Origin of the sequence: Marinimicrobium sp. ARAG 43.8, assembly GCF_050113635.1 — a bacterium.
Taxonomy (GTDB): domain Bacteria; phylum Pseudomonadota; class Gammaproteobacteria; order Pseudomonadales; family Cellvibrionaceae; genus Marinimicrobium.
In genome coordinates, this window is sequence record NZ_JBNJLT010000005.1 from 147,196 (window position 1) to 161,043 (window position 13,848).

At 57.0% G+C, this 13,848-nt stretch carries 13 protein-coding genes; 9 read left to right on the forward strand and 4 right to left on the reverse strand.

From position 1 onward, the window contains the following. Nucleotides 1–903 precede the first annotated feature (903 nt). The 5 genes from ACQCLF_RS11350 (at nt 904) to ACQCLF_RS11370 (ending at nt 4,908) form a co-directional block, all read left to right on the forward strand. The gene (locus tag ACQCLF_RS11350; RefSeq protein WP_426987324.1) at nt 904–2,181 is read left to right on the forward strand and encodes a DUF2254 domain-containing protein; all 1,278 of its coding nucleotides are present in this window, start codon (nt 904–906) and stop codon (nt 2,179–2,181) included. Between the two features lie 19 nt (nt 2,182–2,200). Beyond that, entirely contained in the window at nt 2,201–3,094 is an 894-nt protein-coding gene (locus ACQCLF_RS11355; protein ID WP_426987326.1) for a substrate-binding periplasmic protein, read from the forward strand. After that, nucleotides 3,091–3,312 carry a DUF2835 domain-containing protein gene (locus ACQCLF_RS11360; RefSeq protein ID WP_426987328.1) on the forward strand — a complete coding sequence of 74 codons (222 nt, stop codon included), beginning with the start codon at nt 3,091–3,093 and terminating at the stop codon, nt 3,310–3,312. The genes ACQCLF_RS11355 and ACQCLF_RS11360 overlap by 4 nt, the downstream gene beginning before the upstream one ends. A gap of 95 nt (nt 3,313–3,407) precedes the next feature. Beyond that, nucleotides 3,408–4,430: a quinone-dependent dihydroorotate dehydrogenase gene (locus tag ACQCLF_RS11365; protein WP_426987330.1), complete on the forward strand. Its 1,023-nt coding sequence runs from the start codon at nt 3,408–3,410 to the stop codon at nt 4,428–4,430. Between the two features lie 19 nt (nt 4,431–4,449). Continuing rightward, complete coding sequence (locus ACQCLF_RS11370) at nt 4,450–4,908, forward strand: methylglyoxal synthase (RefSeq protein ID WP_426987332.1); 459 nt, start codon at nt 4,450–4,452, stop codon at nt 4,906–4,908. 6 nt (nt 4,909–4,914) lie between these two features. On the opposite strand, the gene ACQCLF_RS11375 is transcribed toward ACQCLF_RS11370, so the two are convergent. The 4 genes from ACQCLF_RS11375 to acnB form a co-directional block, all read right to left on the reverse strand. Beyond that, entirely contained in the window at nt 4,915–5,751 is an 837-nt protein-coding gene (locus ACQCLF_RS11375) for an SDR family oxidoreductase (protein ID WP_426987334.1), read from the reverse strand. Between the two features lie 72 nt (nt 5,752–5,823). After that, the gene (locus tag ACQCLF_RS11380) at nt 5,824–6,879 is read right to left on the reverse strand and encodes a DUF3080 family protein (protein ID WP_426987336.1); all 1,056 of its coding nucleotides are present in this window, start codon (nt 6,877–6,879) and stop codon (nt 5,824–5,826) included. Nucleotides 6,880–6,948: 69 nt separating this feature from the next. Further along, nucleotides 6,949–7,686, reverse strand: coding sequence for a dienelactone hydrolase family protein (locus tag ACQCLF_RS11385; protein WP_426987338.1), 738 nt, complete (start codon nt 7,684–7,686; stop codon nt 6,949–6,951). Nucleotides 7,687–7,804: 118 nt separating this feature from the next. Beyond that, entirely contained in the window at nt 7,805–10,423 is a 2,619-nt protein-coding gene (acnB, locus tag ACQCLF_RS11390) for a bifunctional aconitate hydratase 2/2-methylisocitrate dehydratase (RefSeq protein ID WP_426987340.1), read from the reverse strand. A gap of 414 nt (nt 10,424–10,837) precedes the next feature. On the opposite strand from acnB, the gene ACQCLF_RS11395 reads away from it, so the two are divergent. Genes ACQCLF_RS11395 through ACQCLF_RS11410 form a run of 4 tightly spaced genes read left to right on the forward strand, consistent with a single transcriptional unit; the run spans nt 10,838 to nt 13,847 of the window. Continuing rightward, nucleotides 10,838–11,911, forward strand: coding sequence for an SMP-30/gluconolactonase/LRE family protein (locus ACQCLF_RS11395; protein ID WP_426987342.1), 1,074 nt, complete (start codon nt 10,838–10,840; stop codon nt 11,909–11,911). A gap of 1 nt (nt 11,912) precedes the next feature. Further along, entirely contained in the window at nt 11,913–12,401 is a 489-nt protein-coding gene (locus tag ACQCLF_RS11400) for a DUF1289 domain-containing protein (RefSeq protein ID WP_426987344.1), read from the forward strand. 14 nt (nt 12,402–12,415) lie between these two features. Then, a complete protein-coding gene (locus tag ACQCLF_RS11405; protein ID WP_426987346.1) occupies nt 12,416–13,027 on the forward strand; it encodes a tRNA-(ms[2]io[6]A)-hydroxylase in 612 nt (203 codons plus the stop codon). 4 nt (nt 13,028–13,031) lie between these two features. Continuing rightward, complete coding sequence (locus ACQCLF_RS11410; protein ID WP_426987347.1) at nt 13,032–13,847, forward strand: methyltransferase domain-containing protein; 816 nt, start codon at nt 13,032–13,034, stop codon at nt 13,845–13,847. The last annotated feature ends 1 nt before the right edge of the window (nt 13,848 follow it).

A 13,848-nucleotide genomic window follows, 5' to 3' on the forward strand; every position in this document is an offset into this window, starting at 1 on the left:
ATAGGCCGCTCGCCAGGCGTCGACTCTGACTTTTCCGATGGATTCTGCGTCGCTCGGTTTGGCCACTCTTAACATGGTAGCCTCTGTGGCCAGAGTGATTGATTCAGACCCAACTAGTTAAGGTGTGATTCGTTTGAATGGACCCTGATACGTGCAGCCAACTGCGCCAACGCTTCATCGTCGGCGCGCTTATAATCGTGAGAGGAAATGTACCCCTCGTAACGTTCAATATACTTGTCCACTCTGGAAGAGATTGGCCTGAAGCCTGAATTCTCACCGGTCCCGTGCATGGGAAACAGTTTCGAATGTAAGTGGTCTACTCCATAGCCTTTAAACATCATCTTTGTTCGGGCAACCCCTTCGAGTGCATTGTCCAACAACAACACCACGCGCTTTGAAGCCAACGTCAAGCGGTCATTACGTCATCTCTTTGGGCGAATAAATAACTTGAAATATGGTGCTTGGGTATAACCACCGAGAACCCTACAGTATTGGGGAAAATGGGCAGAAAGACCAGATGTACCTCATCTTCCCAGATTTTATGGCAGGGAGATCTGTTTGCGGCGATCTCACAAAAAATACAGGTCATTTTATTATTTTTCAGAGGGTATAATTGTTTTCTGGCGCAATAGCACATCTTAGGGTGGTGAATGGAGCCACCGATAAGCCGATTTAAATACGGGTGTTTCGCTAGGTCAATACTTGATCTATAGCTATATGGAGAGGTTGCAAGTTGCGTTGTGTGCCTGAGGAGAGACTTGTCACGATGTGCGCTTGGTGTGCGCGACCTATGAAAGCCGCTTGATGTTTTTGGCCCCGCTAAATATTCTCTCAAACTGTTGTCACTGCTGATCGCTGGGCGGTGTTTCTCTGGTATTTTGATGGCTGTTGGTAGAACTGCTTATGGCGCGATTTTCCCCCTTGTCTCTTGATCGTTGGCGTTTTTGGTTCGACCGGTTACAGGAGAAACTGTGGATTCGCCCGCTGGCGCTGTGTCTGCTGTCTATCGTCGGCGCGTTTGTGGCAAAGCTGGCAGACGGAACCGGACTGGCGGAGCTGGTGCCGAAGGTGGCGGAGGGGTCCGTGGAATCACTGCTGTCGGTAATGGCCAGCAGCATGCTGACCATTGCCACGCTGGCGGTGGGCTCGATGGTGGCGGCCTATGCGTCGGCCAGCACCAGCGCGACGCCGCGTTCCATTCCTTTGGTAATTTCCGATGATGTGACCCAGAATGCGCTTTCGGCCTTCCTGGGCGCTTTTATATTCAGTCTGATTTCTCTGGTCTCGGTGAAGAACAGCTTTTATGGCGAAGCGGGGCTGTTCACCATGTTTGTGCTGACGCTGTGGGTGTTTGCCCTGGTAGTGGTAACGTTTGTGCGTTGGGTGGATCGTATTGCGCGGCTGGGTCGGCTCGGTAATACCATTGCGCAGGTGGAGGAGGCGACCCGACGGGCGCTGGAGCGGCGCCGCCGAGCGCCCACACTGTGCGGTCTGGATGAGACGCCGGGTGAGCCTCAAGGGTTGCCGTTGTATAGCACGGAGGTAGGGTATGTGCAGCACATCAGCGTGGCCACCTTACAAAATGAAGCGGTGGAGCGAGAAGCACGGGTGACCCTGATGGTGCTGCCGGGCACTTTTGTTTGCACAGAACGGCCGATGGCCTTTATCGAGGGGGTCGCGCAGGAGGATTTGGCCGAGTTTGCACGGGCTTTTACCCTCGGGCGTAATCGCACCTTCGAGGATGATCCACGGTTTGGTCTGGTGGCGTTGTCGGAGATCGCGGATAAGGCGTTGTCGCCGGGAATCAACGACCCTGGCACCGCGATTGATGTGATTAATACCATGGTACGGTTACTGACGCTCTGGATTAAGCCGCCCGAGGACGAGACACCGCTGGAGACCGCCTATGATCGGGTTGTGGTGCCTAAGCTCAATGTGGATGATATGCTGGATGACGCTTTTACAGCGATCGCGCGGGATGGTGCGGGTATGGTAGAAGTGGGCGTGAGGCTGCAAAAGGCGTTTCGCTCTCTGGAAGCGCTCAATAACCAGGCCATGAGCCGGGCCGCCAGACGGCACGCGCAGTTGGCGCTGGAGCGTGCCGAGCGGGCGCTGACTCAGGCTGAGGATAAGGCCGTAGTGCGAGCCAATGCGTGCCTTGGAACGAGGACATCAGATTAGAATGCAGCGGATTAAGAGTATGCGTCTGAGGACATGGAAACTTTACACCGCCGTGTGGCTGGTCGCGCTTGGCGGCCTGTCGCTGATGGCGATGCCCCATCGCGCTGCGGCTGTGCAGGAGACGCCAGTCGTGGTGCGCTACCCCTGGGTGGAGGATACCTTTTCTCAAAACCTGTCCCGGTATTTTCGGGAGCTGTTGGTGTTGGCGTTGCGGCACAGTGATTTGAATTACCAGCTACAGCCAGTGCGCCTGTCCAGCTTTCGGGAGAGCCGAAGCGTTATGTCGGTGGCAAAAGGGTTGTATGACGTGCACTGGATGAACGCCAATCCGTTGCGGGAGAGGGTGTTGGAGCCTGTGCGAATTCCGCTCACCAAGGGTGTGATTGGCTGGCGCCTGCTGTTGGTGCGCTCGGGGGATCGTGATCGCTTTGCGCCAGTGGAATCGGTGAGTGATTTGCAGTCGATGACGGCTGTGCAGGGGCACGATTGGCCGGACTCGGATATCCTTGAGCGCAACGGCCTCAAGGTGTTGCGAACCCCGAGCTGGGAGGGCATGCACCGAATGCTGCACGCCGGGCGAGTGGATTATTTTCCGCGTTCAGTCGCTGAAGTATGGGGGGAGCGTCCGCTGTTTCAGAATCTGGATGTCATTGTGGAACCCCACCTGGTACTGGTCTATCCCTCGGCTTATTATTTCTTTGTGAGCCAGCAGAATACCGCGCTGGCTGAAGCGTTGCGCCAGGGGCTTGAAAAGGCGATTGAAGACGGTTCGTTTGATCGATTGTTTATGGCACACTTTGGCGATATGTTGGAGCGAGCCGACCTGAAAAACAGAACGTTGTTGCGTTTGGAGAATCCGTTATTGACTCCCGAAACCCCGCTGGATCGTCAGGAGCTTTGGTATCAGCCGTGAGCGCCGTGGTGGTCAATATCTCGATTTCTCCGGACGAGTATCGCCGCTGGTACGAGGGCAGCGCTCAGCTGGTGTATGCCCACAGTGTGGATGGCCGCAGCGTCAGCTTTCCCGCTCCAATATTGCGCCCTTATGTGACCAGAGACGGAATACGCGGGCGTTTTCGCATTGAGTTCGACGAACAACATCGCTTCAGCGCCATCACCAAAATCGACTAAACGGCGCAAATCCAGTATGATCAGCGCCGTTTCCTTTGTCCCATTTTCCGGCAGCGACCCGGCCGGAAACCAGCCCTCTGGTACCGAGCGACTCCATGTATTCCCTGATCCGAAAAGCCCTGTTTTCCCTGAACCCTGAAACAGCCCATCACCTGAGCCTGGATTGGCTGGGCGCGGCCGAGCGGCTGAAGGTGTTGCCGTTACTGAAACCGAAAGCGCATTACAACCCGGTACAGGTGATGGGGCTGCACTTCGACAATCCGCTGGGACTGGCCGCCGGGCTGGATAAAAACGGCGATTATTTTAATGCGCTGGGCGCACTGGGTTTCGGTTTTGTGGAAACTGGTACGGTGACGCCGCGTCCACAGCCAGGCAATCCCCAGCCCCGCCTGTTTCGCTTGCCGGAGCGCGAGGCGATCATCAACCGGATGGGTTTCAATAACCTCGGTGTGGATCATTTGGTGGAGCAGGTCAAGCGCCGTCGCTATTCCGGTATTCTCGGTATCAACATCGGGAAAAATGCCACCACGCCGCTGGAAAACGCCGTGGATGATTACCTTGAATGCATGAAAAAAGTGTACGCCCACGCGCAGTACATCACCTTCAATATTTCCTCGCCGAACACGCCGGGGCTGCGTGACCTGCAGTTTGGTGATAGCCTGGCGCGTATGCTGGAAAGGCTGAAAGCAGAGCAGCAGGCACACTATCAAGCGGAAGGCCGTTACGTGCCGCTGGCGGTCAAGATCGCCCCGGATATGGATGACGTCGCGATTGAACAGGTGGCGAATGTCCTGGTGGAGCAGGGTATGGATGGTGTGATCGCCACCAATACCACGATTAGTCGCGAGGGGGTTGAAGGGCTGGCGCACAGTGAGGAAACCGGTGGTTTAAGCGGGCTGCCCGTGCGTGATAAAAGTACCCATGTTATCGCGGCCCTGCACGCTCACTTGAAAGATCGACTGCCGATTATTGGTGTGGGCGGTATTACTGACGGCGCCAGTGCGCTGGAAAAAATGCGCGCGGGTGCAAAGCTGGTGCAGGTGTACACAGGCTTTATTTACCAAGGCCCGACATTGATCGAAACCATCACAGAAACGTTGGCCCGCGAGTCGTTATAAACTGATAGAGAACCCGATCATGCAATACAAGACCGTTACATTACCCGGTGACAAAAAGATCGCGCTGGTGGCGCACGACAACAAGAAAAAAGATTTGGTGGCCTGGTGCAGCAAGCACCGCGATACTCTGAAAACGCACACCCTCTACGCGACAGGGACGACCGGCACAGTGATTGGCGACGCGACAGGACTGGATATTCTCCGCTTGATCAGTGGCCCGTTGGGCGGCGACCAGCAAGTGGGTTCTTTGATTACGGAAGGTAAAGTCGATTTCCTGATTTTTTTCTGGGACCCGTTCGAACCCATGCCGCACGATCCAGACGTCAAAGCGTTGCTGCGCATAGCCGCAGTTTGGAACATTCCGGTGGCGTGCAATCAGATTTCCGCTGACTTTATGGTGGCCTCGCCGCTGTTTAACCGTCCGGTGGAGCGCTCCATTCCGGACTACGATGCATACATGGCGAGCCGCGCCCGATAACCACGTTCAGGACGCCACTTTCCCCAAAATCTTGTCCATTTGGCGGGTGCTTAGCACCCGCTTCAAGTAACCCATCAGATAAGTCGGAAAGGTCACATAGTAACGCGGCTTGGGGCGTTTGCTGTCCAGCGCGTGCTTCAACCGCTTGTACACCGCATCCGGGCCTAATGTGAAACGTTGCGTCGGCCCTTCTTTACTCAGGCGCTCAATGGCCTTGGCGTACTTCTCACTGTGCCGACTGTTTTGCATCGCAATATTGTCTTTCAGGGCGGCGAGTGCATTTTTGCGGAAGTGACTGAGAATGGGGCCGGGTTCGATCAGGCTGACGTGAACGTTGGTGCCCGCCAGTTCCAGACGCAAGGTGTCGGTCAAGCCTTCCAGAGCGAATTTACTGCTGTTGTAAGCGCCGCGAAACGGCATGGCCGCAAAGCCCAGTACGGAGCTGTTCTGGATGATGCGGCCTTCTCCTTGTGCAATCAACGTGGGCAGCAGGGCGTTGGTCAGTTCCAGCCAGCCAAACACGTTGGTTTCAAACTGGCGGCGCAAGGTGTCACGGCTCAGATCTTCCACCGCACCGGGCTGTCCGTAAGCCCCATTGTTGAACAGGCCGTAGAGTTTGCCATCGCACATCGCAAGGGTTTCTTCGACGGCGCGCTGGATGCTTTCGGAATCGGCGACATCAAGCTGAATGCAGGTAAGCCCTTCGGCTTGCAGGCGAGACACGTCCGGCAATTTTCGGCAGCTCGCAATCACGCGATAACCGTCTTTTTGTAACGCCTTGGCGCAGTAATAACCAATGCCGCTGGACGCTCCGGTGACCAGTACGGTTTTTGAGTCGTTCATCGCCTGTTTTCTCCGCAGTGAGAATGCGGCGCTATTGTCTCAGCGGGTCGGGTAGGGCGCAAGCGCGTCTGCTCACCTTCCTTGATCGGGGATAGCCTGACTGCCGCAGGTATCGAACAGGGTTTGCCAGTGCGCAACGTGATCTCGCAACGTTTGCTGGAAGTCTTGATGAAGACGTGAAACCTGGTGGTTAAACGGTGTGATGCGCGCCTGTAAATCTGTCGGCTGTTGATCAATCAGGCGCTGGTAACGGGGAAGCAGTGTACTCGCGCGGCGATTGATGGCGGCCAGCCAGGGTTGGACTTCACCGGCAAACACCTTGGCCATGACGTTGCGTGCGTATTTCAGTTCCACTTTCTGTAGCCCTGCCGGACAAAGACGGCGCTGCTCAATGGCCTCTTGCAATAGGTAGTTGGCCTCAGCAATGGCGCTTTGCCCAAGGCGTAGGCTGTGTAGCAATCGCCCGCCTAATGAGTAGAGGTCCAGGGCCTGGTAATGCGCTTCCAGCTCAGCGCGTTCCGGCCAACGTCCTTCGGCCAGTTGTTGAGGCAGCGCCGCCAAAAAGTCCATAGCGGCTTCGGCGCGTTGGTAGCTGGCTTCTTCGCCGGGAACCAGTGGGCTGCTGGAGGGACTCCAGAATTGGCGTAATTCTGGAGCGGCCACCGTGGCGTTCCAATAGCGTTGTGGCCATTGCTGCTGTTTGCCGCGCTCAAGTTCAACAGTGAGAGCCAGAAGTTCCTCGTCCTCGACAATGTGTTGACACGCGCGCAGGGCCAAAAGAATGCGGCCATCCATGTGCAGATGTTGGGACGGCACTAGTACGCGGCCCAATACGCTGTTTCGCTCTCCGAGTACCTCGGCCAGCTCACACTGACGAAACCCCCATAAATCCAGCAGGTTAATGGACAATGGCTGAATCTCGACGGCAAGCTCGCGCTGCGCGGGCAGCCGGGGCAGGGGTGTTTCACGGGCTGACAGAGTAGATGACTCCGGGCGGGGTACGTCCAGTACGCGGGAGAGGCGCGTTAAGTAATCGTCCAACAGCGCTTCGGCGGGCGGCTTTGCACTGCATGCCGCCAGCAGAGTCGCCAGCACGATAACCGCTGTGATTTCCGGGCGTGTTTTCATACTGTCTATCATACGCGCTGTGGTCGGCACCGAGGCAAGGCGGGCCGGACCGCGAGCGCGTTGTCCGGTTTAACGCAGGGTCCGGCGAAACAGATTGACGGCCATTTGATAGCATTGTAACGCCAACTCGGGGTCGTAACGTTCGCCTTCGTCGCGCATAAAGGCGTGCTGACCGTTGACTTCGAGCCAACTGAAGCGGCACTCGGCGTCGCGCAGCGCCTGGTTGATGGTGGCACGCGGTGTATCCGGGACGTGCGGGTCCTGCCGTCCCCAGATCATCAGCAGCTCACCCTGAATCTCTGTGGCACGAGCCAAAGTCTGGTCTTCGTCCGGAGCGGGGAGGGTGTTGGAATGCAGGTCGGTAGCGTACAGACAGCAAGCCGCGCCCAACGCCGGATTCAAGGCGGCTCGAAAGGCGAGATGGCCGCCCAGGCAAACGCCCATACTGCCGACTTTGCCGCTGTAATAAGGCCGGGTTTGCAGGAAGTCGATCATGGCCTGCGTATCGGTATCGTGGTCCTTGAGCGGTTTGGTGAACTTGTCGTTGTTGCCTTTCTCTTTCCCCACGTCGTCATAGGCGAGTACGGTGCCGATGGGGTTCAGTTCGTGTGCGACCTCGGGTACCAGCACGACAAACCCATGGCCAGCCATGATGGCGGCCGAGCGCGCGATAGGTGCCGTTTGCTGGAAAATCTCGGAATAGAAAATAATGGCCGGGTAATGGCCTTCATCCACCGGACGATACACATAGGTGCGCATGGTGCCGGTCGGCGTTTCCAGATCGACCGTTTCATGTTGAATAATCATCAATGCTGTCCTCGTAGAACGACGGGCTGACACAGTATAAAAAAGCCCATTGGCCAATGACCAATGGGCTTTGAGCAGGCTTAAACGCTGTCAAGGCGCCGAAGCGGCAGTGGTCGGTTTATACCGCCACTTGCTCAATTTGCACGGCGGCGATGCGTTTGCCTTCGTCTGCCGATTTTTGGTACTCCTCAATTTCGTTGAAGTTGAGGTAGCGATAGATGTCGCTGGCCATGCTGTTTAGATCCTGCGTGTAGCTCAGGTATTCCCCGGGCGTAGGCAGTTTACCGATGATGGCGGCGACCGCTGCTAACTCGGCGGAAGCCAGGTACACGTTGGCGCCCTGGCCCAACCGGTTCGGAAAGTTCCGGGTGGAGGTGGACACCACGGTCGAGTTTGGAGCGACGCGCGCCTGGTTACCCATACACAGTGAGCAACCCGGCATTTCGGTACGGGCCCCTTTGCGACCAAAAATGTTGAAGTAGCCTTCCTCCATCAACTGGTGCTCGTCCATTTTGGTGGGCGGTGCAATCCAGAGGCGGGTAGCGAGCTCTTCTTTAGTCGCATCGAGCAGCTTACCTGCAGCACGGAAGTGACCGATGTTGGTCATGCACGAGCCGATAAACACTTCGTCGATCTTGGTGTTCTGAACGTCGGACAGGGTTTTCACATCGTCCGGGTCGTTCGGGCAGGCCAGGATCGGCTCCTTGATGTCGGCCAGATCGATTTCGATGACCTCGTGGTACTCGGCGTCGGCGTCGGCTTCCATCAGTTCCGGATTTTCCAGCCACTCTTCCATTTTGCGGGCGCGGCGCTCCAGAGTGCGCACGTCACCGTAGCCTTGCTCGATCATCCAGCGCAGCATGGTGATGTTGGAGTTCAGGTATTCGATGATAGGCTCTTTGCCCAGCTTGATGGTGCAGCCAGCGGCGGAGCGCTCAGCGGACGCATCGGAGATTTCGAAGGCCTGTTCCACCTTCAGGTCAGGCAGACCTTCCACTTCCAGAATGCGACCGGAGAACACGTTTTTCTTGCCTTTCTTATCAACAGTCAGCAGACCGCGCTGGATAGCGTAGTAGGGAATGGCGTTTACCAGATCGCGCAGGGTGATACCCGGCTGCATGTCCCCTTTAAAGCGCACCAGAACGGATTCCGGCATGTCCAGCGGCATAACACCGGTCGCGGCGGCGAAGGCTACCAGACCGGAACCAGCGGGGAAGGAAATGCCCAGCGGGAAGCGGGTGTGAGAGTCGCCACCCGTGCCCACAGTGTCCGGCAGCAGCATGCGGTTCAGCCAGCTGTGAATAATGCCATCGGCCGGGCGCAGGGAAACACCGCCGCGGGTCATGATGAAGTCAGGCAGTGTGTGCTGGGTGTCGATATCCACTGGCTTGGGGTAAGCGGCGGTGTGACAGAAAGACTGCATGGTCAGGTCGGCGGAGAAGCCGAGGCAGGCGAGGTCTTTCAGCTCATCGCGGGTCATTGGCCCGGTGGTGTCCTGGGAGCCGACGGTAGTCATGTAGGGCTCGCAGTAGGTGCCAGCGCGAACGCCTTCCATGCCGCAGGCTTTCCCGACCATTTTCTGGGCCAGAGTGTAGCCTTTGCCGGTGTCTTTTGGCTGTTCGGGCTTGCGGAACAGGGTGGACGCTTCCAGACCGAGGGATTCTCGGGCTTTGCCCGTCAGGCCACGACCGATGATCAGGGGAATCCGGCCACCCGCCTGAACTTCATCCAGCAGTACGTCGGACTTCAAACCAAACTCGCAAATCAGCTCGCCGGTTTCACCGTTGAGGATTTTGCCTTCATAGGGGCGGACTTCGATCACATCGCCCATGTTCAAATCATCCACTGGCGCTTCGAAAACCAGTGCGCCGGCATCTTCCATGGTGTTGTAGAAAATCGGCGCGACTTTGCCACCGATGCACACGCCGCCAGTGCGCTTGTTCGGGACGCCCGGGATATCTTCACCGATGTACCACAGCACGGAGTTGGTGGCGGATTTGCGTGATGAGCCGGTGCCGACCACGTCGCCGACCATGGCCAGCGGATAGCCTTTTTTCTTCAGTTCGTCGATTTGTTGAATCGGGCCGATGGTGCCGGGTTCGTCCGGAGCCAGGCCTTCGCGTTCGTTTTTGTACATCGCCAGGGCGTGCAGGGGGATGTCCGGGCGAGACCAGGCGTCTTGAGCGGGGGACAAGTCGTCGGTATTGGTTTCGCCAGTGACTTTGAAAACAGTCAGTTTGATGCTTTCGGGCACTTTGTTGCGCTGGGTGAACCATTCAGCGTCAGCCCAGGACTGCAGAACGCCCTTGGCGTGCTCATTACCTGCCTTGGCTTTTTCTTCCACGTCGTGGAAGGCATCGAACATCAGCAGGGTGTGCTTGAGCTGTTCGGCGGCCAACGGGGCGAGCTGAGCATCGTCCAGCAGTGCTACCAGGGGTTCAATGTTGTAGCCACCGAGCATTTGGCCCAGCAGTTTGACCGCGTATTCTTTGGAAATCAGGGGGCTTTCAGCTTCGCCTTTGACGATGGCGCTGAGGAATGCAGCTTTCACGTAAGCGGCTTCGTCAACACCGGCAGGAACGCGGTGTGAGATCAGCTCGACCAGGGTGTCTTCTTCGCCGGCCGGCGGGGTTTTCAGCAGCTCGACCAGAGCGGCAACTTGCTCAGCGTTCAACGGTTTGGGGGGCACATTATCCGCGGCGCGTTCGGCGACGTGAGTACGATAGGCTTCAAGCACGATTGAGTTCCTCTGATTTTGTGGGATTACTCTCGCAATGGGATCTCCATCTTAAGAGGCTATCCATGATCGTCATGGATCGGGCGGAGCAGGGCTCCGCACACCGCACCCCGGTAGGCCGTTACCAACGAGGTTGGCAGCGGGGTTGAAACGGGGTTGAAAAGTACGGCGAAACGGCGGCGGATTATACAGCAAAGCGCCTGGGCGGTGTAGGGCAGCGCAGTCTGACCCCCTGGCGCTCTCAGCGTTGAGGGAAAGACAGCAGGCCGCTACCGGCGTGGCCTCGTTTGCCTGTATAATATCGGGATTGAATTGGTGAATGTCTATTCCATAAAAATCAACAGGTTATGTCCGTTATTTAAAGTTATAACTGGGTTTAATCTTCGTTTTCTAACGCGGCAATAAGGACTTCTCATGACAGGCACAAGCACTCGACTGACCCGTACTGCCCTGACACTGACTTCGCTGTCATTGTTGGCCTCACTGGTTGGCTGTGGCCAGCAGGATGACCCCTCGGAGGTTCAAGGTAGTGAATCCCCCTCGGCGGAGGCAGGCCAGGCAGCCGCCAGCTCTGCCCAGCCGAGTGCGTCCGGCAATGAGCCATCGATGGCGTCAAGCTGGCAGTGCCCCTCGAACCCTGGAGAAGCGCCTTCAGGCACCTTGAGGGCCGAGCGCATCGCTGGCTCGGCGAGCGAGCGACCTGGCTTGTATGAAGGGCCGGTATGGGTAGATGGTTCGCTGTATTTCTCTGACTTTACCTTCGATGAGGGCTTTCCCTCCCGTGTGCAACGCCTGACGGACGAAGGTACGCTGGAAACCGCCATTGAGGACAGTGGCAGCAATGGTTTGGCGGTGGATACCGAAGGCTTTCTGATGGCCGCGACGCACGATGCCAAGGCGATATCCCGCTATGAACTGAGCACCGGCGACCGTGAGATTGTCTGGGATACCTATCAGGATAACCGGTTCAACTCCCCCAATGACCTGACGTTGACCGGCAATGGCATCATCTACTTTACTGACCCGGATTTCCAGCAGTCCGCCGCGCCAGGCCGACAGCCCAAAACGCGTGTCTACCGGATTGGCACTGACGGCATCAGCGTAGTCGATGACACCATCGCGAATCCGAACGGCGTGTCGCTCTCCCCGGATGAGCGCACGCTGTACGTCGCTGGAGGTGGGGAAAAGGGGGTGCTGAGAGCCTATGATCTGGATGATCAAGGGCAGGTCACGGGCCACAGGGATCTGGCAAAAGTCAGTGTGCCCGATGGTATGGCGATTGACTGCCTCGGTAATATCTACGTCACTGAGCACAGCTTGCAACGGCTGCGTGTACTCTCCCCGGAAGGGGAGCAACTGGCGGAAATCAAGGTGGACGCCAATATCACTAACGCGGCGTTTGGTGGTGAGCAGCGCAAGACCCTGTACCTGACCGGCGCGGGTACGCTTTGGCAGATTGAATTGGATGTCGCGGGTTATCCTTACTGATATGACGGTTTTCAAGCGCGTTAAAACCCCCTGTGTGGGTGTTTGTTCCACCGGCATTGGGGATAGTGTCTGTCGGGGCTGCAAGCGGTTTGCGCACGAGGTCATTGACTGGAATGCGTACGATCAAAGCCAGCGACAGATCATTGTTCATCGCCTGGAGGGGTTCTTGAGCCAGGTGGTGGCGCTGCGCTTTAATATCGTCGATAAGCAGGCGCTCCTGACCCAGATTCAACATCAGCAAATTCGCTTCAACCAGGATCAAGACCCGTACTGCTGGGTGTTTGATTTGTTGAAGGCCGGTGCCAGCCAGATTCGGGATCTCGCCCATTACGGGCTTCGGCTGCATGTAGAGTGGCAGGGTGTTCCCCTCACGGAGCTGCGTGACCAGATTGACCGCGATTTTTATGAGCTTTCCTGTGCCCATTATGAGCGCTATATCGAGCCCGGGCTGGCGCGGGATGCGGCTCTTAAAGCTTCACAATCCAGGTGAGAATGTATTTGTAAATGACTGATTTAAAACCAATACTGGATTTCCTTTCCTGTGAAACACCCGATGCATGGGTGACCTGGGCACTGGATAATGAACCGCTGATGCTGCTCGATCACGCGAATTGCGAAAAGAAAGCGGCTTCCACTGCGTTGACGCTGATGTACCGCTATGTGGGCGATTTCGACATGATGCACAAGATGTCTCGCCTGGCGCGAGAGGAGCTGCGTCACTATGAGCAGGTAATGAGCCTGATGCAAAAGCGTGGCATCGCCTACGGCCAGATTTCCCCCAGTCGGTACGCGTCAGAGCTGCGCGCGCCCATTCGTACCCACGAGCCGGGCCGGTATGTGGATACATTGATTGTAGGAGGCATTATTGAGGCACGTTCCTGTGAACGGTTTGCCCGCCTCGCGCCCCATTTGGATGACGAGTTGCGAGGGTTTTATGAATCGCTGCTGAAATCCGAGGCTCGCCACTTTCAGGACTACCTCAAACTCGCGCGTAAAGCAGCGAAAGGGGCGTCAATCGACGAGCGTATCGAAACGTTTCTGACGCTGGAGAAAACGCTGATCGAATCACCCGACGATACGTTCCGCTTTCACAGCGGTGTGCCCCGGGCCGCCTGACGTTATGCCTCGCCAGCCGTTGACCGGCGATCGCAATTTTGACGATCTCTCGGAGCGCTTTTCCCGGAATGTCTACGGCGGATTGAAAGGCCGTATCCGGCTGAGCGTGCTGCGCCGGGATTTCGGGTTGCACCTGCCCATTCCGCCCTTCGTTCCGCACACCGACCAGCCGCCATGGCGCATTCTGGACGCCGGGGGCGGTCAGGGTCAGTTTTCCATCCCTCTGGCTCGCGCCGGACATACCCTGACGTTGTGTGACCTCTCCAGCAAGATGTTGGCGCAAGCCGCCGCTGAGGCCGGGCGGCAAGCGATTGCAGATCGGGTGACCTTCCTGCAAACCCCGATTCAATCGCTGGGCGAGTCTCTGCCGGCGCAGGAGGAAGCGTTTGATCTGGTGATTTGCCACGCGGTACTCGAGTGGGTGCTTGAGCCGCAGACAGTGCTTGAACATTTGTTGCGCTGGCTGAAACCCGGCGGCTACCTTTCCCTGAGTTATTACAATCTGCACGGCGCCATCTACAAGAACCTGTTGCGTACCAACTACCGCAAAGTGGAGCAGGGGGATCATGGTGGGTTTCGAGGGAGTCTGTCCCCCATTAACCCGCTTTATCCGGAAACCGTGGATGAGTGGCTGGCGGCTCTGCCGCTGGAGCGATTGAGCACCAGCGGTATCCGGGTGTTTCACGACTACATTCTGGATCGTGCTGAACGGGAGAAGGACCCGGATAAAGTGGTCGCCCTGGAGTTAGCGCTGTCCCAGCGAGAGCCTTATCGATCACTGGGACGCTATATGCACGTACTGTTGAAAAAGACACTCTGAG